Consider the following 24,161-nt stretch of genomic DNA (forward strand, 5'->3'; position numbering starts at 1 on the left):
ATATTCACTTTATATCTCTCTCAAATTTTACTCCGAGCGATTTTTAAAAGCTGTATCAATTCTTTGCTGACTGATTTCTATGGCACATAAAAAAAGCTCCTTTACAGGAGCTTTTCATCAATTTACCAAATATCGGAATCGACTTTTTTCTTCAATTCAGGATAGTTATCAATCTTAAACTCAGGTTCTTTAATCCCTTTTTTAAGCTGAGAGGTATAATCTTTCAATAAAATCAGTGCTATTGGAGTCAGCAATAGAATTGCGATCAGGTTAATAGTTGCCATCAATCCCATCGATAAGTCTGCCATAGACCAAACCAATGGAACACTAGTGATTGCACCGAAGTACACCATAACCAATACTAAAATACGGAAAATCAGCATAATTTTAGGATTGTTATTGATGAACTGCACATTACTTTCCGCATATGCATAGTTACCAATAATCGACGTAAAGGCAAATAAGAACAGAATAATAGCGAGGAAACCACCGCCCCAACTGCCAATCTGACTCTCAAGCGCTTTTTGCGTTAAAGTTACGCCCTCAAAACCAGCTTCGTGATACATGCCTGAAACCATAATGATAATCGCAGTACATGAGCACACAACGAAGGTATCTACAAAGACACCTAGCATTTGCACTAAACCTTGATTTACTGGATGTTTTACATCTGATGCAGCAGCAGCATTTGGGGCAGAACCCATACCTGCTTCATTTGAGAACAAACCACGTTTAATCCCCATCATCATTGCCATAGAAATCATAGCACCGAAGAAACCACCGGCAGCTGCTTCAAACTCAAAAGCTTTTGTGAAAATAAGTTTAAAGATTTCTGGCAACATTGGCAGATTGATGATGGCAATGTACAAAGCCACGATAATGTAAAGCAATGCCATGAATGGCACGATACCTTCAGCAACTTTTGCGATACGTTTAATACCACCAAAAATAATCAATGCTGTCATTGTCACTAGTCCAATGCCAACCCATGAGATTTCTAAGTCTAAACCACCCAAACCTAAAGTTAGATTGGCTTTATCCCATCCCCAAGCATGAGAAGTTGCACCAATAATCGCATTCGCCTGAACAGCATTAAACACAAACCCATAAGCTAAAATGAGAGAAAGTGCGAAAACAATCCCTAACCATTTTTGCTTTAAACCTTGAGTAATGTAATACGCAGGTCCACCACGGAATTGTTTATTTTGATGATCTCGTACCTTAAATAACTGTGCGAGCGATGATTCCACAAATGCAGAACTCATACCTAAGAATGCAGTAAACCACATCCAAAACACCGCACCCGGACCACCAATCGCAATCGCAATCGCAACACCAGCAACGTTACCTACCCCTACACGACTTGCCAGTCCTGTAACGAATGCCTGAAACGGTGTGATCCCGTGCTCGTCCACACATTCTTTACGGCTGCCTTTCATGACACGAATACTGTGTAAAAATAAGCGAAGCTGTACTGCACCTGTGATTAATGTGTAAAACACACCCACTGCAACCAACAAGACAACCAAGAAATTCCAGAGCGGATCATTAAAGAATTGCACCCACGACATCAGCGTGGCATTTAATTGTTCATTCATCACTTATTCGCTTTAATAAATTATATGTATATCAAATACATATACGATAAAAATGGATGAATCAAAAAAGCCCCATATGGGGCTTTTGATCCGACTTAGGCAAAGAATTTCAAGATAACTTGAATTACTGTTGCGTTAATTAAATCGACAAAGAATGCACCACATAACGGAACAATTAAGAACGCTTTATGGGAAGGTCCATACATATTAGTAATGGCTTGCATGTTTGCAACCGCAGTCGGTGTTGCCCCCATACCAAAACCGCAGTGACCCGCAGCAAGAACAGCGGCATCATAGTTTTTACCCATCACACGGAAGGTTACAAAGGCTGCATATAGAGCCATAGTAATAGTTTGAGCACCTAAAATAACAACCAGTGGCCCAGCCAAATCTGCCAATTGCCATAACTTCAACGAAAGCAATGCCATTGCCAAATACAATGAAAGCGACGCGTTACCAAACACATCAATTGCACGATCAAAAATATCAATTTTCAATACGCTTTCAAGAATATTTCGGAGAATAACACCACCACCAAGTGCCCAAACAAAGGTTGGTAACTCGAACCATGTCCCTTTGCTATAACCCGTCATAAACTCAGCAAATGCAAGACAGGCAGCGAACATACCCAATGTTGTGATTGCATTATCTGCTGTAATTAAACGTACTTGATGTGGGTTTTCAAATGGAGCAAGTTCATCAGGATGTTTATCAAGATGCGTATCGCGATCTTTGATTTCTAATGAACTTTTTTCATGTGCAAGGCTATAACGATTGATCAATAATTTAGCCAGTGGACCACCAATGATCCCACCAATAATTAGACCAAATGTCGCACTTGCCATTCCTAGTGCTAATGCACCTTGAATCCCATGTTGGGTTTCAAGAATTTCACCCCAAGCACCAGCAGTACCATGACCACCTGTGAGCGTGATCGAACCAGCGATCAAACCAACCAATGGATCAATACCTAATAATGACGCAAGACTCATACCTACCGCATTTTGTACTGCGATAAAAGAAGCCACACAGATCAAGAATATAACGAGTCCGATACCACCTTCACGCAACTTCATAAAATTGGCACTCAGACCAATTGAAGCAAAGAAGATCAGCATAAAACTTGTTTGCAATTGACTGCTGAAAACAATGCTATATCCCCACATTGAGTGCACCAGCAAAGATACAACTGCTGCAACCAAACCACCTGCGACAGGCTCTGGGATGTTGTAACGTCTTAAGAAGTCAATTTTATTAACGAGCAGACGCCCTAATAACAAGACGATAACCGCCGAAATTAGGGTATAAAAACCATTGAAAGTAAATTCCATATCTTCTTCCGTTTATTTCATTAGTTTTTAGATAGTTTTTCCATCACACAACTAATAAAACAGTAACTCTCAAAATGAGTGAAAACTCAATCAAGTTAATAAAAAACATACAGTTCTTTGTAAGAACCCAGCCTGTATTAACAGATGGTTTTCACGGATGATTACACCTATAGGATAGGTTAGAAGTTATAGCGAGCCATTGCTCCTACACGGTTATCCTTACCTTTTTGACCATTGAAGGTTTTGCGTTCGCCATAGATATACTCTAAACCGAACGTGATTGGCGTAACAGGTGAAAACATTACATTCAACCAACCTTGTTGTAGCGTTTTGTTTTGCGCAGTATCTAGCAATGCTTGTTGAGCAAATGCATTGTTATCTTTAGCAAACATCGCGCCATACGCCAAAGTACTACGAACTTTTGGCGTGATCTGATACGTTGTGCCCACAGTCACAGCATCAAATTCATTGAGATTTAAATCATAATTTGTCGGATTCACATTGAACGCATTATTGGTGTAAAGCAAAAATTTGCTGTCACCTTTCACATGTGAGTAATCAAGCATCGCTTGCAAAGAATCTGTAAATTTGTATTTTGCACCCAGCGCAATCCCCCAACCTAAGTCAGATTCATTTGCACTGAGTTGGTGATGATCTTTATCAAAGGCTTCTTTACTACGTACTTCTGTTAAAAGTGCACGAGCTGAAGTTGTCCCCTTACCCTCTGCAAAATCGTATTTGATTTTCGAGCTAAGTGCAGGTGCACGATTATCATCACTACCTTTTTCCAATGCAATCGCATAACTCGTGACAGGATTCAAAGAACCACTGTAGCGAACCATTGGAGTTCGATATGTACCAATACCTAAAGGTGAATTGAAATCAAGCATCTCAGGTTGCAGATCTGTCGCCAAGAATGTTGATGTAGTTTGACCAAATAACCAGTCGTTATAAGTCAAATACGCATGGCGGATACGGATTGTATCGTTGTTAGTTCCACCGCGAAAATCAACTTCTAGCTTTCCACCAACATCTGCACCTTGTACAGGTGCTTTAAAATCTAAGCCCAAACGAGTCACAGTCGCAGTGCTATAAAATCGGTCACTATTTTTCTCATTATTTTCGAGATCGACTTTATTAATTCGGTTAAAAATACCATCGCCACCTTTGGCTTGATAAGAAGCATCTCCACGCAAGAAACCATATAACTTTACATCAGCACCAGATGCTGTTTGAAAAGAGAGTGGCGATTTTTTATTTGTATCAGATGATGGAGTTGTAGTCTGAGCAGCTAGAACTTGAGCTGAATCTGAAACAGGCAATGTAGTTTTTTGTTTTGATTGAGGAACATATTGTTCAAGTAAAGCACGCAACTCTTTCACTTCATCACGAAGTTGTTGAATTTGCTCTTGCTCAGTAGCAGCCTGTGTCGTGTTCATCATCAAGATAGCAACAGTAAATGCCAAACCCTGAATCAAGAACGGCTTGCGGATGAGAGGTAAACTCATGAGAAGCTCCTTGTATTCGATGTATATTTCAACATTTCTACAAACATAAAATTGGATAAATTCACTATGTTTGTAATAGAAAATCCCCCTCACCCAATCAGTAAGGAAAGCCTAATCAATTTTTAAAAAGGGCGTATTATGCATAAATTTAGAATATTGTGTGTATTTTTTTATTCGAATAAAAACTCAGTTTTAAGCAATTTTGGCTAAATAATAGTTCTATTTCATTATGTTACAAATATATTTCTTTTTCACACAAACAAAACAAAACCGCACATAAATTATTCAGCTTTTACTGATGAAACGAAAATACGATTACTTTTAAAACAAATTTTGCAATACGACTAAAAAACCATCTGCAAAAACACCAGATTCATTTATAGTCTCACCCAATGAGAAAATAGCAAAAAGAGCTGGAGTTTATATGAATACGGAACAAGTCCGTTATGTTGATGAAGCAATTACTTCTCGCCACTCAGTACGTGCATTTCTAGACACACCTGTTGATGTACAAACGATTAAAGACATTTTGTCAGTCGCAAGCCGAGCACCATCAGGTACAAACACTCAACCATGGAAGGTTTATGTGCTTACTGGAAACAAACGCGCAGAGATGATTGAGCGCGTCTGTGCAGCTCAGCTTGAGTTATTTCAAAAACCAGAATTAGCAGAGCAGTACAAAGAAACTTTTGCATATTATCCTGAAAATTGGATTTCACCGTTTATTGATCGTCGTCGTGCAAATGGTTGGGGTCTATACGGATTATTAGGTATTCAAAAAGGCGAAAAGGAAAAAATGGCAGCACAACAACTGCGTAACTTTCAGCTTTTTGATGCGCCTGTTGGACTTTTCTTTACCGTCAACAAAGCGATGGGAATCGGATCGAAGATGGATATTTCGATGATGATTCAAAATGTGATGGTCGCGGCTAAAGCACGTGGTTTGGATACTTGCCCTCAAGCTGCATGGAATCACTTTTATCCAATTGTCTTAGATGTACTTGGAGCACCAGATGATGAAGAGCTTATTTGTGCAATTGCATTAGGATATGCCGATCCAGATCACATCGTGAATACATTCATTACACCACGCGAACCTGTTGAAAATTTTACTGTCTTTGTTGATGAGTAAACTTTAATGGCCACAGTATCTCTACATAGAGATACTGTTCTGTTGTCTTCCAACCTTAAAGATAGCGACCAGTCCTGCTGAAGTAAACATCAACATCATGAGCCCCATATTCAATGATGCTTTCCAAATCAAAAAGTTCAGAATAACACCACCTAATAAACCACATGCAAACTGCATACTTCCCATAATCGCACTCGCAGTTCCAGCTCGAGCACCTTGTTTAGACATTGCCAAAGCCATTGCATTTGGACCAGTCAACCCGATTCCAGACACTACAAAAAATAAACCAGACATCAATATCCACAACGGAGCGTTATGCATTGATCCTGCAAACACAACACATACAGCGCCTAGGAACTGAATCGAACCGCCCAAACGAAGACGGGGATAAATATCCATTCGTGTATTGAGATGCTTATTCAAAGAAGACATCAACATAATTCCAGCAGCATTAAAAGCGAATGCATAGGAGAATTGCTGTTGAGATAATCCATATTGCCCCATAAAGACCGCTGATGCAGAACTGATGTAACAAAACAAAGCTGCACCTGTCAGACAGCCTGCAAACATGGGGACTCTAAAGCTCGCATCTTTTAGAATTGCGGCATAAAGCGTTGTGACTTGATAAGTGGAAAGCTTGAGTCGACGCTCAATTGGCAAAGATTCTTTAAAAAAGAAATGGACACATAACCAACAGATCACACCAATAATAGCCAATGCAGCAAAAATCATTTCCCAAGGGAAAAAGTTCAGAATCCAAGCGCCAAACATAGGTGCTAAAATAGGTGCTAGCCCCATGACAATCATCATACTTGAAAATGCTTGAGCTGAACCTTGAACATCCAGTCGATCACGAATCGCAGCGCGCGCAATAACGACACCGACACAACCCCCAAGCGCTTGAAAAATACGTGCAACGATTAATGCCCATTCATTACTTGCAAACACACAAGCCAAACTAGCAATCACATAAAGGGTTAAACCAAAATACAAAGGTTTTTTTCGACCAATCCGATCGCTCACTGGACCATAGATAAGTTGACCAATCGCAAGCCCTAAAAAATAAGCAGGCAAAGTATTTGCGACCATTTGCGTGCTTACCCCAAACTCCTCTGCCATTTGAGGCAAAGCGGGTAAATACATATCAATTGATAAAGGGCCTAAAGCGGTAAGGAGTGCAAGCAACATAATCCAAGTTGTTGAATATTGACGTGAATTAGACTGCTCGACCTTCATAATACTTCACTTTTCAAGTTTATTCCTGATCTAAGCTTAACACTCTCATGCTATTTTGTGCATAATAATACAGGCTGACTAGCACTTTTGAGATGTCAGTTCCCATACAATAATTCCATGACACGATACGAAAAGGACAGCGCTTGAATCCTTGGTTTGGACGATTAAAACAATTAACTTATAACACCACGTTTATGTATAACGTGAGGATGTTGATCGCTTTTGTAGGTACAGCTTTTGTTCCTTATTTATTAGATTTTCAACTGGCTACGATTCCATTAACTTTAGGTGTAGTTGCTGCGGGTATAAGTGATATTGATGATCGCTTTTCTGTGCGGATCATGAACTTAATCTACACCTACATCGGTTTTTTTATTACCGCAGCATCCGTTCAATTATTATTTCCCTACCCTTTCGCATTCGCTTTAGGTTTGATCGCCTCTTGTATTGGCTGGATTCTATTAGGTTCGTTAGGGCGACGTTACGCCACGATTGCTTATGGATGCTTGGTGGTTTCGGTATATACCATGCTCGGTGTTCATCTATTTGAAGACTGGTATTTGCAACCTGCATTACTTGTGATCGGAGCAGCATGGTATGGTCTGATTTCAACTATCAGCTTCTTATTATTTCCAGTTCGTCAGTTACAAGATCAACTATCAGCATCTTATAATGCTTTAGGTAGTTTTTTATATGCTAAATCAAACCTGTTTGATGTGGATATGACCGCATCAAGCTACCAACAAAGCATGATTGACTTGGCACTAGAAAATGGAAAATTAATTACATTATTCAATAATTTACGTGTAGCACTAGTCACTCGTCTCAAAGGAGACCGAGGTCAAAAAGATACGCGACGCAGCTTGCAGTATTATTTTGTAGCTCAAGATATTCACGAGCGTGCTGATTCCGCTCATATTGATTATCAAAAACTCGCTAAACTGTTTCAACACAGTGATATTTTATTTCGTTTCCAACGTATTCTTACCATTCAAGGTAAAGCATGCCAGGACTTAGCGCAATGTATCTTGAATCGCACACGTTATACGCACAACAAAAGATTTCAACATAGTTTTGAAAATCTTAGACTGTCATTAGAAAAATTACGTGAAGATAATATTTATGATCAAGTACGTGTAAATGCCTTATTTGCACTCTATCAAAATTTAAAATCGATCGATGCCCAACTGCAAAATTTAGAAACAGAACGCGATTTGCAACTGATCAACGCTCAACAAACTGAACACCAACTTAAAGATGATGATCTCAAAGGTTGGAATGATATTTTTGTTCGAGTCAAACAGCATCTCACACCAGAATCTGTTTTATTTCGACACGCTGTCCGTTTATCAATCGTTTTATTTATTGGCTATATTTTTATTCAAGTTACCAATATTGCATATGGATACTGGATTTTACTCACTGCACTGTTCGTATGTCAGCCAAACTTCAACGCCACAAAACGCCGCTTATATTTGCGTATAGTAGGTACATTAATCGGCATTATTGTTGGATTGGCGATTATCTATTTTATTCCTTCACTTGAAGGGCAATTGGTGATGCTTGTTTTAAGCGGTGTGCTATTTTTCGAACTAAGAAGTAAGCAATATGCTCAAGCAACTGCATTCATCACTATCTTGGCACTGATCAACTTTAATCTTGATGGTTCTGCATTTGCTGCTGGCTTTCCAAGATTTATCGATACACTTATCGGATGTGCCCTCGCATGGTTTGGCGTGAGTTTTATTTGGCCCGATTGGAAATTTCGTAGGCTGCCTCGTACCATCCAGCGTTCTATAGAAGCTCAATGTAATTATCTTTCGGAAGTAGTTCAGCAATACCACGAAGGTAAAAATAATGCGCTCAATTATCGTGTAGTTCGTCGCGCAGCGCACAATACCGATGCAGAAGTTGCTTCTTTAATTTCCACATTAGCAACTGAGCCAAATATTGACCCAACACAAAAGTCACTGGCATTCGAGTTCTTGTGTTTGAGTCATACCTTTTTGAGCTATATCGCAGCCTTAGGTGCACATCGAGCACAAATCCATGATCAAGAAGTATTGGCTTTACTTGATCAAGCCCTAGACGATATTAAAGGCACATTATTGCGTGATGAGGTTCCAGATTTATCCGCGCAAAATATGTTACAAACCATACGTCAACGACTCAGTACTCATGATGAAGGTGATCCAAAGTCCTTGATTATTTTGCAACAATTATCCCTCATGTTTGGTATTTTGACTCGCTTAAGCATGCTTAAACAAAGCTTAAGTCATGAGCCAAATCAGGATGGCACTGAGTTTGCATCTCTTTGATTTATCCACCATTGGCATAATATCTTTGACTGCTAATTAATGCTAAACTTAACTTAGTTCTACACTCATTTTTTATACTATGACCGCCAAAACGCTATACGCTTATACGCTACAACCTGTTCCCTACGAAGTTTCCGAAGCTGAACAACGTCAAGCTCAACTTATGATTTGGCGTAGTACTAATAAATTTAGTCGCAAAGCGTGGATCATTATGATTTCGCTTGTGGTGCTTTCTTTAGTGACCGCTGGACTGATTAACTACTACTCTACTTACTCAACTGTATTTTGTTGGGTTGTTATCGTGTTCGTTGCCCTCTTCTACCTGATTAAACGATTCGGTCTTGAGTGGTATGTGAAACGTAAAATGAATGAATTCCCAGTTCAGGAAATTAAAGGTCTTCGTCTTGGTGTTCAACCACACGGTATCGTCATGCGCCAAAAAATGGGCGTTCAAGAAGGTACTGCAACAATCGGTTGGAAAGATATTTATGAGTGGTATAGCTCACCTGACTTCATTTTGGTGAACTTTAAAGTAAAAACACCAAAAGGTGATGAACAACAAGGTGCATATATCCTTCCTAAACGCATGGATTCAAAAAACTTTTCATTCAATACTGTTCGTAAACATTTGAATGAAACTGTAGGCGCTCCGAAAACGCTATAATTAAAAATATTCAAAAAAAGCCTCTCAAAATGAGAGGTTTTTTTTAATGTGAAAAATTTAAATGAGAATCAAAATCAATATTACCTACAAAATCCATATTATATTCTTAATCTTGAGTTATAATTTTTTACATGAACTCCACTTTATTTACATTTTTCGACCATGCTTAAAAAAGTCTTCTTCCAAATTCATTGGTTCTTAGGGATCACTGCAGGTTTAATCCTTTCATTGATGGGCATAACTGGAGCAATTTATTCATATGATCAGCAAATCTTAGAATTCATCAATAAAGAGAGCTATGTTGTTGAAGCTGCTTCTACTCCAAAGTTAACCCCAGCCCAGATATTTCAACACTTCAATAAAAAACAACCCGATATTGAGATTAATAGTATTACCATCGCAGCTGACCCTACCGCATCTTCTACAGTAAATATTAAAAAAGAAGGTGCTCGTCGTGGCTATAACATGATGGTCAATCCATATACAGCTGAAGTATTACCAGAAGTCAAAGGTCGTGAAGTATTACAATTTATCCAACGATTGCATCGGAACTTAACAGCAGGCGAGTTTGGAGCACAAATTACAGGTGCATCAACCTTGATGCTTATCTTTTTTGTGCTGAGTGGACTTTATCTCCGCTTCCCTAAAAAACATTCTTTTAAACAATGGTTCTTTATTAAACCTAAACTTAAGGGTCGCAATTTTATTTGGGATTTACATGCTGTAGTTGGAACTTGGCTTGTCGTCTTTTATCTCTTATTTGCATGCACTGGTTTGTATTGGTCATATGACTGGTGGCGTGCTGGTATGTTCAAAGTCATGGGAGTTGAACAACCTAAACGCAACGAACCAAACCAAGATAGAAAAAAACCTGAACAAGAAAAACTTAAACCTGAGCAAGTGACCAACATATTGTCGCAATCGTGGACAGGCGTGAATGCCCAAATTGGACGTGAATATTCATCATTAACGTTTAATATTCCGAAAAAGAACGATGCAAAGCTTGAGCTATCTTTTGTTGATGCTATCCCCCAACATGAACGTGCTCGTAACCAAGCTATTTATAATTATCAATCTAACACTTTTGAGAAATTTGAGCTTTACGAAGATAAGAAGCTAAATGAAAAGATTATGAGCAGTATGCTCCCTGTACATCGTGGAAGCTTTTTTGGTGACACTTATCAATTTTTAGCAATGCTGGCATCTTTAACAATGCCTTTATTTTTCGTCACAGGTTGGATGCTTTATTTAAAACGTCGCAAACAAAAGAAACTCACACTCGCGGTACGAAATACGATCGGTTCTCAAGTTATTGACCCAAATGCAAAACCATGGCTCATCACTTACGCAAGTCAAACAGGCGTGGCTGAACAACTCGCATGGCGGACAGCAACAAGCTTACAAGAAGCACAGCAAGCAACAATTGTTAAACCGCTTCAACAGTTGACTGAGAGTGAGCTTCAGCAAGCTGAGCTTGTCTTATTTGTGGTGAGTACCTATGGAACTGGTGTGGCACCTGACTTAGCAGCTAGCTTCAGCAAAAAGATGATGAAGCAATCACTAGATTTAAGTTCAATGCAGTTTGCAGTGCTTGCATTGGGTTCTAAAGAATATCCTGAAAGTTTCTGTAGTTTTGGGCATGCAATAAACCAATGGTTATTAGCATCGAAGGCATCACCTTTATTTGACTTAATTGAAGTCGATAACGTCAATCCTAATGATATCCAGCGCTGGAATCAGGCTTTATCAGAGATTACGCACACAGAACTACATGCAATGAACATTGAAAAAGTATTTGATCAATGGACATTAAGTTCTCGTACACTCCTCAATCCAAATAGTCTTGGGCAACCTGCTTACAATATTGAATTCACCGCTCCTTATGATATGACTTGGCATCCTGGTGATATTGCAGAAATTCAACCAGAAAACACTCCCACAGAGATTCAACGCTTTTTAGAAAAGCACCAAATCTCAGCTGAATCCAAAATCGAATCATTGAATCAGAAAATTGATCAGGCATTACGGAATAAAAATTTACGCGTAGATGTTCAGGCATTCAATCATCTAGATGAACTTGTCGAGCAGCTTCCTACCCTACCCACTAGAGAATACTCTATCGCTAGTATTCCTCCGCAGCAAATTCTCAGACTTGTCGTTCGTCAACAGCGTGACCCACAGGGTGAACTTGGATTAGGCTCTGGATGGTTAACAGAACATATCCAAATCAAAGATAAGCTAGCTTTACGAATTCGTACGAATGAATCATTCCATCTGATTGATGATAATCGTCCAATCATTTGTATTGGTAATGGCACAGGTATCGCAGGTTTGATGAGCCTGTTGCAACAACGTAATCGTCAAAATTACACTGAAAATTGGTTAATTTTTGGTGAGCGTCAACGTGAATGTGACTATTTCTATGAAGATACCATCGAAGCATGGAAAAAAATGGGAACTCTAAAACGTCTAGACTTGGCATTCTCTAGAGATCAAGCTCAACGTATTTATGTACAAGATATTCTTCGCAACAATGCTGAAGAGCTTTTAGCATGGATCGCTAAAGATGCTGTCATATACATTTGTGGAAGCATTGAAGGTATGGCAACAGGTGTTGAAGCTGCATTGATCGATCTTCTAGGAGAGGAAAAATTGGATGAATTACGATTATCAGGTCGTTATCGTCGAGATGTTTACTAAGCTTTATTGAATATAGATAAAGACGGGTGATATTCACCCGTTTTTTATTCATCTATAGAAGCGTTTGCCTTTCGATGAATTTTGCATACACTTAGCACGTTTTATATCGCTTACGAAAAAGATTATGCAAGCAAGCTCATGGATTCGTATCATTTTAGCTATAGTCGGTTCTATTTTATTCCTAGATGGAGCTATTCTAATTGCGCTTAAAAAGATTCATATCGGTACAGTTTTACCCTTTTTGATTGGACTATTTTTCTGTATTTACGCTTATTTCTATTATCATTTTGAACGGTTTTTCTTTTATCACTTCCGTCTGCATTCTATTTGGCGCTTTGCATGGACGTGTTTTTGGATTTGGATCATTAGTCTAGGATATTTCTTTAATTATCTGACAGATAACAATCAGAAACCGCAATCTATTCCACCTGTTAAAGCAATTATTGTTTTAGGAACAGGCATTGAAAATGGTCAACCATCAGCAACACTTGCAAAACGTCTTGATCGTGCAGCACCTTTGGCAAAAGCGCAACCAGATGCAAAAGTGATTGTCTCTGGTGGAATTGATTTTGGCGAGAAAGATAGCGAAGCAATTGTTATGTCACGCTATTTGCAGCGAAAACATCAAATCCCTGCCACTCAGATTTTACTCGAAGACAAAAGCACCAGCACTGAACTTAACCTCAAGAATAGCCAGCCTCTGCTATCAGCGCATCACATTACTCTTCAACAACCCATTGCAATCGTAACCAGTGACTTTCATACCTTACGTGCGCAAGCGATTGCAAAAAAACAAGGTTATACCCAGACCATATTACTTGGATCAACTACGCCTTTGAGCACTCGATATAATGCATGGTTAAGAGAGTATTTCGCTTATGCAAGCGGATGGATATTAAATGAATATTGATTGGGGATATGCCCCAATCTTTTTTGATTTAATTATGCAAACGGATATCACGTGGCAGGGGCAATTTTAACTCAGCAAATACATCAGGGCGCTGTAGATAGACTTGATAAAGAAAGTTTTTAATATCTAACAATAATGTATCAGGTGGCACCAATAAATTATTACCTTCAGGTGTCAGATCTAAAGAAAGGATCGTATTATTTTCCTTTAAAAAAGGAATCATCTTTTCAATAAAAGCCAATAATGGAACTTCCTGTAGATGATAGTTTGCCCAATTATCTTTAATTAATAATTTTGCCAATCCTTTACTCTGCCAAATTGATAAAGCATGTTGCCCAGAAGGTGTTGCACACAACGCCCACCCATCATGATACAAAGCAATCACTTGACGCTGCATAACAATTTGTTCAATGAACTGACGATAAATATCCTTTGGAGAAAGATTAGAATTAGTTTGAGATTTCGACGCAGCCTTGCGTTGATAAGGATTTCTCATAAATCACTTCAATTTTAGAATCATTATTGCGGCTAATGATAAAAGAAATGACTTAAAATCACAATCAAGATAGCAAGATATCGTATGGAAGTTATGGTGGGCGCTGACGGGATCGAACCGCCGACATTCTGCTTGTAAGGCAGACGCTCTACCAACTGAGCTAAGCGCCCTGAGCGAGGTAACAAAGCTTGGCTTTGTTTGAGCGCAAGAGAAAAATCTTTGATTTCCCTAATGGCATCTCGTATCAGAGATCAAGTATAAAGATACTTGTTAAAACATTTATTTTCTTGAACAAGGTATCAAGAAAATGGCGCAGCGGACGGGGCTCGAACCCGCGACCCTCGGCGTGACAGGCCGATATTCTAACCAACTGAACTACCGCTGCACTGGGTAACTATCTAGTTGATAGTTAATGTCACAAATTATGGTGGGCGCTGACGGGATCGAACCGCCGACATTCTGCTTGTAAGGCAGACGCTCTACCAACTGAGCTAAGCGCCCTGAGTGAGGTAACAAAGCTAGGCTTTGTTTAAGTAAACGTCTAATTTACTTAACTCTAATTGAATTTGCAATCCTAAAGTGGCGCAGCGGACGGGGCTCGAACCCGCGACCCTCGGCGTGACAGGCCGATATTCTAACCAACTGAACTACCGCTGCACTATGATCTTGCAATTTCAGAAACGATTATTAAAACTTAAGTGGCGCAGCGGACGGGGCTCGAACCCGCGACCCTCGGCGTGACAGGCCGATATTCTAACCAACTGAACTACCGCTGCACTTGAGTTTTAACGTAAAGGCTTGGTGGGCGCTGACGGGATCGAACCGCCGACATTCTGCTTGTAAGGCAGACGCTCTACCAACTGAGCTAAGCGCCCTTAACGTCTTCATCGTTTGTGAGGTGCATTATAGAGAATCTTTACAGCCTGTCAAACGCTTTTCCTCATCTTTTCTAAAAAAACAGTGTGAATGATTAAAAAATAGGTGATTCACGATAAAATCTAATATTTCAGTATTTTATTTAAACACTTATTCGATTTCTAACAGCTAAATTTCTAAAGGCGATTCAAAAATGTAGACCAGTGCCTGTTCAGGAACCAGTTCAAACAATTCAAGAATCTCATCATTCTGCATACGAATACAGCCATGCGACATTGGAATACCCATTGGTTGGCTTTCAGGTGTTCCATGAATATAGATATATCGATTGAACGTGTCGCAGCCCTCACCTTTATTAAAACCAACTTCTAAGCCATCTAGCCAAAGAATACGAGATAAAATCCAATCCCGTTCTGGAAACTGTTCCGCTAATTGCTGATTATAAATTTCACCAGTAGGTTGACGAGCGATGAAGACTGAATTCTTTGCTGCTTTCTGACCGATTTTCTGAGCAACACGATGCCAGCCTCGTGGTGTTTTACCACTATTTTCTTGTTCACCAATGCCATTCTTGCCAGATGAAATCACATAGAACTTATTATGTTTGGGCAAATATAAGGTTTGTTGTGCTAGATCGATCAAAATATCAGCTTGTTCGATGGTATACGACATTTTTATCTCAAGATTAAATAACGCTAAATTATATCAACACAAATCATAGCTGATTTCTGTAGTTTTGATTTTTTAAAAATTTGGATCTATCGGCGTTTAAAATGACTAAAAAATTATGAGTATTCTCATTGTAGCATTTGGTTTGTTAAATTTAAGCGTAAATCAACGCAGCATTAAAGCCATCTCTAAGATTTACTTAATCATTTTTTGAATCAGGCTCAGGGCGTGACCACAGCCAAATTGCAACGATCAACATCGTCACATCAGTGAATACTTTGACTAAGATTGGTGCATTGGTAAATAACATCAAAACTCCACTGATTAGCATCATAATTGATGCAATCCATTTTGCTTTGCGTGGCACAGTGCCATATTCACGCCAGTTGCGTAAAGTAGCTCCATATTTGGGATGATTGAGTAACCAAGCATCCATTTGTGGCCATCCTTTTGATGCAGCCCAAGCAGCAAGGATCAAGAAAACCGTTGTTGGCATACCTGGCAAAATTGCACCAATAATACCGAGCGTAATGAAAATTACGACCAGACTTCGCCAAAATAAAGTTTTCATTGCGCTATTAACCAATACGTCAACACAAGCGTGCTAGTATAAAGTGTTTTTAAGCTGCTTTCTTAAACTTGGCTGGCTTATTTCTATGATTGGATTAAATGATGTCTGAAGCCGATTCTACGCCGCTGTTTTTTGAACCTTGGATACAATTTAAAACTCCAATCGTCAGGCAGCTCGCATTTTGCATCTCGAGCCCGAATATCCTTTCACAAAAGCCACATGAATTAGTAATAAAAAACAATTTTGAGCTACACGATGACCATCATTGGCAAGAGCTTTACCAATTCTACGAAGCACGTTTATTTCAGTTAGATGATGATCCAAGCCCTTTAATTGAATTTATAGCTCGCTTAAAAAGCACACGACTTGGGTTGCGTTTCGAAAATTTACTGTGGTTTTGGCTTTTAGATCAGGATTTTCATCATTATCAATTACTTGGTCATAGCATACAAATCATCAACAGCGCAGTAACAATTGGAGAGCTCGATTTTTTAGTTTTAAATCAGCGAAGTAATGAAATTGAACATTGGGAAGTGGCATTAAAGTATTATCTAGGTGAAATGGATCTAGAATTAAAACATTGGTACGGGCTCAACCGACAAGATACATTGAACAGGAAATTACAACATTTCACTGAACGACAATTTCAGTTTTCTGAAATAAATGATTATAAAATTCAAAGAAAATTTTGTGTTTTAAAAGGTCAATTGTATTTACCGACTGTTTGCAACGGTCAACACCCCCTCCCCACATGGATAAATAATCGTCGCAGAATAGGAAAATGGGGAACACATATTCCAATCGCTCAATATCATCGCTTACAACGGCATGAATGGTTGTGTCCAAATCGTGAAGTAAGTTCTACCTCAGCCAAATGGTGGACAGATGGGCTCTATCACGATCCCAATAGTGAACCTCAGTTTTATATGTTTAGGACATCATTGTTCAAGCAAACTTAAGTTGTTTAACTTTTATAAAGTAACATTTCATAACAGTTCTACAAACAAACCATCATGTTCATTTTATAGTATTTTTTTTAGCCTCTAAGAACATCATAATTACATTTAAACGGAGAAGATGATGAAAAAAATCTTAGTTGCTTCGATCATGACTGCTTTTGTTTTAACTGGTTGTAATACATTTAAAGGTTTTGGTCAGGACGTATCTAAAGCAGGTGACAAAGTTACTCAGACTGCTGAAAAAACTCAAGAAAAAATGTAATCTTGATCCAGTAAGTTCACAAAACCTTATCTCATCTCAGATAAGGTTTATTTTTACATACCTTTCTTAATCAGATTACCCTATTATATCGGTTCAGAATTCACCAGATTTAGCTACATCTCGCATGAACCAGCATTCCGATACTTTAGAACTCAGTTTACAACTTCTTCGTCAACCTTCTGTCACTCCAGTCGATCATGATTGTCAAAAAATCATGGCTGATCGATTAGAGAAAGCAGGTTTTAAAATTGAAAATATGCGCTTTGAAGACGTTGATAATCTTTGGGCACGTCGGGGTACAGAACAACCTGTTTTTTGTTTTGCTGGGCACACAGATGTAGTCCCAACAGGTCATTTAGATGCATGGAACTCAGATCCATTTCTGCCAAGCATTCGTGATGGCAAGTTATATGGTCGTGGTTCAGCTGATATGAAAACAGCTTTGGCAGCAATGGTTGTTGCTTCTGAGCGTTTCGTAGCAAAACATCCAAATCATAAAGGTTCTATTGCGTTCTTAATTACCTCTGATGAAGAAGGCCCATCAATCAATGGTACTGTCAAAGTTGTTGAAACCTTAGAAGCGCGCAATGAGAAAATGACGTGGTGTCTTGTTGGAGAACCTTCGAGTACTCATCGATTAGGTGACATTGTAAAAAATGGTCGTCGTGGATCTTTAAATGCTGTTTTAACGATTCATGGCAAGCAAGGACATGTGGCTTATCCTCATCTTGCACAGAATCCAATTCACCTCGCCTCTAAAGCAATTAATGAGTTATGTGAAACAGTTTGGGACAATGGTAATGAATACTTTCCTGCGACTTCTTTCCAAATCTCAAATATTCATGCAGGAACTGGCGCAACCAATGTCGTACCAGGAACTTTGAAAGTGACTTTTAACTTCCGTTATTCTACTGAAGTTACAGCAGAAATATTAAAACAACGTGTTATTGAAACTTTAGATAAGCACCAATTAACCTATGACATTCAATGGACCTTGTCTGGTTTACCATTCCTTACACCTGTCGGTGAGTTGGTGAATGCAGCAAAAACAGCCATTAAAAATGTAACAGGCATTGAAACCGAACTTTCAACGAGTGGCGGTACTTCAGATGGTCGTTTTATCGCACCAACTGGCGCGCAAGTGCTAGAACTAGGGGTATTAAATGCAACCATTCACCAGATCAACGAACATGTCAACGTAGATGAGCTTGATCCATTAACTGATATTTATGAGCAGATTTTAGAAAATTTATTAACTTAATTCTGTGCATTAAAAAAGGAACTCTATTTTGAGTTCCTTTTTTATTTTTATAAACCTAGCTTGGTTTGAATATGCTGTAAATTAGGCACGTAGAATTGCTTCTCTCCCATTTTTACATACTTGAAGACCGTACTATCATTAATATCACGTTCTTCATCTACCATTTCTGAGATACGTAAACGAATAGATTCTGGCATTTCGTTGCATACCAAAGCAAAGCGTTCTGAAACATCATCACCCTCAATGACCAAAGCAACACCTTCTTCTAACTTTGGATCATTAACAGCAAAGACAGGTAGCTTTAGATCATGCCACTCAATGAAATCCACATTGGTTTCAGTATCCATTGCTGAAAGCACAATGTTTTGTGGTAATAACATTGGAACATTATCAAAACAATCAATAATATAGGCATCAATAAAACCAGTAGATACTGTAATTAAATGCTGTAATTCTTGTTGGTTAATTTGTCCCAATCCAGCAGTGTTCGCATTTTTTTTTGCCATTCGTTTCTACCTCTCAGCGAACCGTAAGTAAACTTTCGATATTTTCCAAAAGTGTTTCCTCTTGGAACGGTTTACCCATGTATTGACTTACACCCAATGACAATGCTCGTTCACGATGTTTCTCACCGGTACGTGAGGTAATCATAATAATCGGTAAATCTCGGTGTAACTCATGATGTCGAACAAGATTTGTCACTTCGAAACCATCCATTCGCGGCATTTCAATATCTAACAACATTAAATCAGGTTTGATTGTTTCAAGTTGTTCAATCGCATCAACACCGTCTTTCGCTGTCACAACATCATAACCATGACGTTCTAATAGACGTGATGTGACTTTTCGTACTGTGACAGAGTCATCGACAATCATAATCAAGCGACGTTCATCATAACGCTGTTTGGTATAGGTATCATCAGCTTGTTTACTGCGATGAGTTGACTGCGCCTGACGAGCAATAGTTTGACCATCTAGAATCAAACAGACTTGTCCATCACCTAGAATCGTCGCCCCTGCAATCACACCAATACTCGAGAACTGTTGTCCAATAGGTTTCACAACAATTTGGCCACGAGAACCGATCAATTGATCAACCAGTAAAGCCGTAGTTTGACCTTGCGCACCTTTAACCAAAAGTACAGGCAGAGAATGCACCATTCCGCTTAAGCGTGGAATTGGTTGACCTGCTACAAACTCAGATAAATAACGTAAGCGATATTTCTCTTGATCAATTGTGAAGTAATCATCCTGACCTTCGAAATATTGTTCTAAAGCTGCAGGAGAAATTCGCACGATACGATCAATTTGTGCAAGTGGGAACGCAAATTGCTGATCACCCGCTTTCACCATTAACGCATCACTAACCGCCACAGTTGTTGGGACACGAATTGTGAAAGTTGTCCCCTTACCAAGCGTTGAGTCTACACTGACGTGACCACCTAATGCTTTGATATCACTTTGTACAACGTCAAGACCTACTCCACGACCTGAAATCTGCGTAACCTGTGCAGCCGTACTAAATCCTGGGTGGAAAATAAATTGTAAGATTTCTTCGTGTTCAAGCTTTTGATCTTTGGTCATCAAACCAGTTTGAATAGCTTTCTGCTTGATACGGCTAACATCAATACCTTTACCATCATCACTGAATGTCACAACAACATCAGTCCCTTGACGACCGATATTTAATACAATATGACCTGTTTCTGGTTTATTGGCTTGCAAACGTTGCTCACGATCCTCGATACCATGGTCAATCGCATTACGTAACATATGTTCGAAAGGCGCAATCAATCTTTCGAGAATACTACGATCAAGTTCACCCTCAGTATTATTTACCACCAATTCTGTTGGGCGATTCAATGTGGATGCTGTTTGACGAACAATACGCTGTAATCGTGGTAGCAATCTTGAGAAAGGTACTAGACGAGTTCTCATCAAGCTTTCCTGAATTTCCGCTTGAATACGAGACTGCTGTAATAACAGACCTTCTGTATCACGGATCTTTTCAGATAAAGTTGTTTTGAAATCGACTAAGTCAGATGCCGATTCAGCTAAAGATTTCGACAATTGATTGAGTGAAGAATATTGGTCCATCTCTAATGGATCGAAATCTTCATAACGTGAATTTTCACCACCATGACGAGCAATAATTTGACTTTCTAACTCACCTTCCATTCGACGCAACTGATCAGCCAAACGCTTAATCGCTAGCTCCATCTCAGTTAGAGTTCCACCTAACTGTCCCAAGTCCATCTCAATACGCGAACGGTTGATCGCATTCTCGCCTGATAAATCAATCATTTTTTCAATGACATCAGCAGAAACACGGATCATTTCATTGTTCTGTTCGATACGCTCAGAACTTTCCCACTCACCAAACATTGATGGTGGCTCAGTACCATCACCTTGCACAAACTCCATCGTATATTCAGGAGTAAATACATCTTTAGCGGAGATTTTTTGTGGAAGCTGTGCAGAAACATCAACGAATTCGATATTTTCTAAACTATGTTTTAAACCATCAAAATTGGCGTATTGACGTTTGAAAATAGCGTCATGTAACCAAGTTAATGCTGTATTGAGTAAATTATCATAAACATTAGAGTTGAAATGATGTAAACCAAACTGCTCAAAGGTATTTTCCAAATGATAAGCAATAACACCAACTGCTTCGAGTTGAGCCATGCGTGCTCCACCCTTTAAACTGTGGGCATTACGCTGCAACTGCAATAACAAGCTACGATTACCACGTTGTTCAAACCATTGTTTTAATAAACTTTGAGCTTGTTCTAGTAATTCTTCTGCTTCTTCAAGGAACGTTTCTTCGACAAGTGAACGTACTTCCTCATCGGCATTTTGAGATGTTTCGAGAGCATTCTGCTCAATCGTAGCTGCAACTTCACCGTCAATTTCAATGGTTGGACTAGATGTCTCAGTCACCAAAGAAGTAGTCGCATCATAGTGATCTTGCGGTTGGCTATCAACAACTTCAACAGACTGCACAAGTGTGGAAGAAACTGTTTCTGAAACAGAACATTGATGTTGCTGCTGTAGAAGATTTACGACATGTACTGATGGATAATCGATTTGTTGATCACGAATTGTTTGAACACGATCAGCAATGTCATCTTGTACCAATCTTATTAATGCGATCAGCTCAGAAGATGCGTGAATTTGCTGATTAATGAGCTTTTCGTAGATTGTTTCTAGCTCATGTGCGATTAGTCCCATATGCGTTGCTTGAATCATATTTGATCCACCTTTTAAGGTGTGCAAATAACGCATAAGATTTTTTAATGCAGCTAAATTCGTATGATCAGCAGTCCAAAGACTTAAATCTGAATCAATACCAGCAAGTAACTCGTCCGCCTCATCTAAGAAGATATCAAGTAAGTCTGGATCAAAATTACGATTTGAATCACTAGATTGTAGTAGTTGTTTGTCTAAAGCCAGTTGTTGAGCAAAATCTGTTACATCTACTGTATTACTGACGGTCGTTTGACTATTGTCATCAGATGAAAGGGCTTCAACCTCGTCACTTTCAATAATGATTTCACTGTTATTTAAGCTTAGCTCTTGGTCTTGCACATCAAGTATTAATTCTTGCTCAGCTTTTTGCTCGTGTGAAACTTCAGATACTTGTGACGAATCCGATGCACCTACGCCTTTTAACAAACCCAAAACATGAGTTGAAGGATAATCAACTTGATGATCTTTAATAGTTTGAATACGATCAGCAATATCATCCTGTACAGCACGAATTAAATTAACTAAAGAAGAGGAAGCCTGTATCTGTTGATTGATTAACTTCTCATAAATAGTTTCTAGCTCATGTGCAATCAACCCAATATGCCTTGCTTGAATCATATTTGACCCACCTTTTAAGGTGTGTAAATAACGCATCAAATTCTTTAGAGCATTTAGATTTTGTTGATCAGATGACCATGTCGTTAAATCTGCATCGATACCAGCGAGTAACTCATCAGCCTCTTCAAGGAAGATATCTAAAAGATCAGGGTCAAAATCTCGATTGGACTCATTAGAGTCAATCATTTGCTTATCAAGCGCAAACTGCGTTGAGAGATCATTTACAGTTGTATGTTCACTAATATCTGACGTGTCAGGCTGATCTTGAGCGACTTCTACAATCTCGGCAGGTAATTCATCACTTGATGCAACACTTTCAACATTCTGTTGAGTAAATGAACTCAGTTCATTGAGAATACGCTCATGAACTTTAGTCAACGTCACCCGTTGTCCTGCTGCCAACGTATCAAATAACTGAATAAAGTGTTGATGAACTTGCTGATATAACTCAAAAGCATAATCAAGATTTAATAAACTCGGTTTGAATAGAAGATCTTGATAACTTGAACGTAACAGACTTGTGTACTGATACATCCCAATTGTTGCATGGTGATGAGTATGCTGTAATAAAAGCTCTGTTTGCTTACTTAGTGTTTGAATATATTGCGGAAATTCACTACGGGCACGCTTTTCAAAATCAAACTCCACATCAAGTAGATCATTGATATCAAGCTCTAATAATTGAGAAACAAGACCTTGAGGACGTACGGTATCGCCTTGTTTGTCTTCTAATTGAAAATCATAACTATCCCAAGCAACATTGAAGGTATCAAAAATTTCATCAAACTTTTGCTTTGGACCTTCTTGTTTAAGTGTGTGTAAATAATCACGCACAAACTGAGCATAATGGATGAGTAATGCAGTTTCATCCGAACTTGAATCTAATTCTTCTTGTAAAAGCGTTTTGAATAAGTTTTCAACTTTTGAACTTGCATCAAATACCTGATCTACATGTGCCATAGCTGAACTACCACGCAAGGTATGTAAAGCTCGAATCAAGGTATTGTAATTATCATTTGTTGGACGATCTTTTAACAAAAATTGATCAATCGTTGCTAAATGATCTTCCGACTCTTCTAAGAAGATTGCTAAAGTTTCTTTTATTAAACCATCATCTTCAGTTTGGTCTTCAACAAGATTTTCTTCATCAGAAATAGCTTTTGCTTCTACCAAGCTATGGTCAGTACTTGCCTCTTCCAAACTATCGTCAGAACTTGCTTCCAAACCTGTCATGACATCTTCTTTATCTAAAGTAACTGACAGTTGTAGTAATTCGGCTAAAGCAGGCTCAAGACTTTGTTCTTTTTGTAGTTGCTGTCCCAATAACACTAATGGCTTTAAATTAATATGATGAGCTTGAACTGATTTAAAATCTTGGACGAGTTTAAATCTATAGATATTGAATACCGTTTGTACATATTGCTGAATACTCTGATCAAGTAAAATAGTACCTGCAATTATGCGATTCAGAGTATCTTCAACAGTCCATGCCAATTCGCCTGATGATTTCGCACCAACCATTCGACCAGAACCTTTCAATGTATGAAAGTGGCGGCGAATATCTGGAATTACATCTTTTTGATCAGGGTGTTCGATCCATTGAACTAATAATGGTTCTAATTCGACAAAAATCTCATCTAACTCTTCAATAAAAATATCAAGAATCTCTGAGTCCTGCTCAAGATAACTGTCTTCAGGAAGCGTCATCGTTTCAACTAATGTTTTTAATATTTCTTTCATAGCGGCTTCTTTCGTTTTTATCCACTAATTGTGGCTTAAAAATACGTGTACCAACCGTAC

The 24,161-nt window shown here is 38.7% G+C and carries 17 protein-coding genes and 6 tRNA genes; 8 read left to right on the forward strand and 15 right to left on the reverse strand.

What is annotated here, in order from left to right:
* Window positions 1–122: 122 nt before the first annotated feature.
* From H2677_RS12285 to H2677_RS12295, 3 genes are all read right to left on the reverse strand, one after another.
* Window positions 123–1,598: an alanine/glycine:cation symporter family protein gene (locus H2677_RS12285; RefSeq protein WP_004950597.1), complete on the reverse strand. Its 1,476-nt coding sequence runs from the start codon at window positions 1,596–1,598 to the stop codon at window positions 123–125.
* Between the two features lie 95 nt (window positions 1,599–1,693).
* Window positions 1,694–2,929, reverse strand: coding sequence for a sodium/glutamate symporter (gltS, locus tag H2677_RS12290; RefSeq protein ID WP_004950593.1), 1,236 nt, complete (start codon window positions 2,927–2,929; stop codon window positions 1,694–1,696).
* 179 nt (window positions 2,930–3,108) lie between these two features.
* Complete coding sequence (locus H2677_RS12295; RefSeq protein ID WP_212638659.1) at window positions 3,109–4,437, reverse strand: DcaP family trimeric outer membrane transporter; 1,329 nt, start codon at window positions 4,435–4,437, stop codon at window positions 3,109–3,111.
* Between the two features lie 424 nt (window positions 4,438–4,861).
* On the opposite strand from H2677_RS12295, the gene H2677_RS12300 reads away from it, so the two are divergent.
* On the forward strand, window positions 4,862–5,569 hold the full coding sequence (locus H2677_RS12300; RefSeq protein WP_126131743.1) for a nitroreductase: 708 nt from the start codon (window positions 4,862–4,864) through the stop codon (window positions 5,567–5,569).
* Window positions 5,570–5,590: 21 nt separating this feature from the next.
* Here H2677_RS12300 and H2677_RS12305 read toward each other — a convergent pair whose 3' ends face one another.
* Entirely contained in the window at window positions 5,591–6,805 is a 1,215-nt protein-coding gene (locus H2677_RS12305) for a multidrug effflux MFS transporter (RefSeq protein WP_130574969.1), read from the reverse strand.
* 143 nt (window positions 6,806–6,948) lie between these two features.
* Here H2677_RS12305 and yccS point away from each other — a divergent pair, with 143 nt between their 5' ends.
* The 4 genes from yccS to H2677_RS12325 all read left to right on the forward strand — a co-directional run bounded on the left by yccS (window position 6,949) and on the right by H2677_RS12325 (window position 13,397).
* Complete coding sequence (gene yccS / locus H2677_RS12310; RefSeq protein WP_212638660.1) at window positions 6,949–9,123, forward strand: YccS family putative transporter; 2,175 nt, start codon at window positions 6,949–6,951, stop codon at window positions 9,121–9,123.
* Window positions 9,124–9,202: 79 nt separating this feature from the next.
* A complete protein-coding gene (locus tag H2677_RS12315) occupies window positions 9,203–9,787 on the forward strand; it encodes a YcxB family protein (protein ID WP_004908704.1) in 585 nt (194 codons plus the stop codon).
* A gap of 162 nt (window positions 9,788–9,949) precedes the next feature.
* Complete coding sequence (locus tag H2677_RS12320; RefSeq protein ID WP_212638661.1) at window positions 9,950–12,487, forward strand: PepSY domain-containing protein; 2,538 nt, start codon at window positions 9,950–9,952, stop codon at window positions 12,485–12,487.
* Window positions 12,488–12,611: 124 nt separating this feature from the next.
* The gene (locus tag H2677_RS12325; protein WP_212638662.1) at window positions 12,612–13,397 is read left to right on the forward strand and encodes a YdcF family protein; all 786 of its coding nucleotides are present in this window, start codon (window positions 12,612–12,614) and stop codon (window positions 13,395–13,397) included.
* 28 nt (window positions 13,398–13,425) lie between these two features.
* Here the strand turns inward: H2677_RS12325 and H2677_RS12330 are convergent, their stop codons facing one another.
* The 9 genes from H2677_RS12330 to H2677_RS12370 all read right to left on the reverse strand — a co-directional run bounded on the left by H2677_RS12330 (window position 13,426) and on the right by H2677_RS12370 (window position 16,009).
* Window positions 13,426–13,893: a DUF2750 domain-containing protein gene (locus H2677_RS12330; RefSeq protein WP_130574966.1), complete on the reverse strand. Its 468-nt coding sequence runs from the start codon at window positions 13,891–13,893 to the stop codon at window positions 13,426–13,428.
* A gap of 94 nt (window positions 13,894–13,987) precedes the next feature.
* Window positions 13,988–14,063, reverse strand: a tRNA-Val gene (locus tag H2677_RS12335).
* Between the two features lie 138 nt (window positions 14,064–14,201).
* A tRNA-Asp gene (locus tag H2677_RS12340) sits at window positions 14,202–14,278 on the reverse strand.
* 40 nt (window positions 14,279–14,318) lie between these two features.
* A tRNA-Val gene (locus H2677_RS12345) sits at window positions 14,319–14,394 on the reverse strand.
* Window positions 14,395–14,473: 79 nt separating this feature from the next.
* Window positions 14,474–14,550 (reverse strand) — tRNA-Asp (locus tag H2677_RS12350).
* A gap of 42 nt (window positions 14,551–14,592) precedes the next feature.
* Window positions 14,593–14,669 (reverse strand) — tRNA-Asp (locus H2677_RS12355).
* A gap of 23 nt (window positions 14,670–14,692) precedes the next feature.
* A tRNA-Val gene (locus H2677_RS12360) sits at window positions 14,693–14,768 on the reverse strand.
* A gap of 169 nt (window positions 14,769–14,937) precedes the next feature.
* Window positions 14,938–15,441, reverse strand: coding sequence for a cell wall-recycling L,D-carboxypeptidase ElsL (elsL, locus tag H2677_RS12365; RefSeq protein WP_130574965.1), 504 nt, complete (start codon window positions 15,439–15,441; stop codon window positions 14,938–14,940).
* 196 nt (window positions 15,442–15,637) lie between these two features.
* On the reverse strand, window positions 15,638–16,009 hold the full coding sequence (locus H2677_RS12370; protein WP_099949082.1) for a YbaN family protein: 372 nt from the start codon (window positions 16,007–16,009) through the stop codon (window positions 15,638–15,640).
* A gap of 101 nt (window positions 16,010–16,110) precedes the next feature.
* Between H2677_RS12370 and H2677_RS12375 the strand changes: the two genes are divergently transcribed.
* The 3 genes from H2677_RS12375 (at window position 16,111) to dapE (ending at window position 18,491) form a co-directional block, all read left to right on the forward strand.
* Window positions 16,111–16,968, forward strand: coding sequence for a DUF1853 family protein (locus H2677_RS12375; RefSeq protein WP_212639613.1), 858 nt, complete (start codon window positions 16,111–16,113; stop codon window positions 16,966–16,968).
* A 118-nt stretch (window positions 16,969–17,086) separates the two neighbouring features.
* A complete protein-coding gene (locus H2677_RS12380; protein ID WP_005402122.1) occupies window positions 17,087–17,230 on the forward strand; it encodes an entericidin A/B family lipoprotein in 144 nt (47 codons plus the stop codon).
* Between the two features lie 124 nt (window positions 17,231–17,354).
* Window positions 17,355–18,491, forward strand: coding sequence for a succinyl-diaminopimelate desuccinylase (gene dapE / locus H2677_RS12385; protein ID WP_004950566.1), 1,137 nt, complete (start codon window positions 17,355–17,357; stop codon window positions 18,489–18,491).
* A gap of 47 nt (window positions 18,492–18,538) precedes the next feature.
* Here the strand turns inward: dapE and H2677_RS12390 are convergent, their stop codons facing one another.
* Window positions 18,539–18,997, reverse strand: coding sequence for a hypothetical protein (locus H2677_RS12390; RefSeq protein ID WP_004950563.1), 459 nt, complete (start codon window positions 18,995–18,997; stop codon window positions 18,539–18,541).
* A gap of 13 nt (window positions 18,998–19,010) precedes the next feature.
* Complete coding sequence (locus tag H2677_RS12395) at window positions 19,011–24,101, reverse strand: Hpt domain-containing protein (RefSeq protein WP_212638663.1); 5,091 nt, start codon at window positions 24,099–24,101, stop codon at window positions 19,011–19,013.
* Window positions 24,102–24,161 lie beyond the last annotated feature (60 nt).

This window comes from Acinetobacter junii, assembly GCF_018336855.1.
GTDB classification, from domain to species: Bacteria; Pseudomonadota; Gammaproteobacteria; order Pseudomonadales; family Moraxellaceae; genus Acinetobacter; species Acinetobacter junii.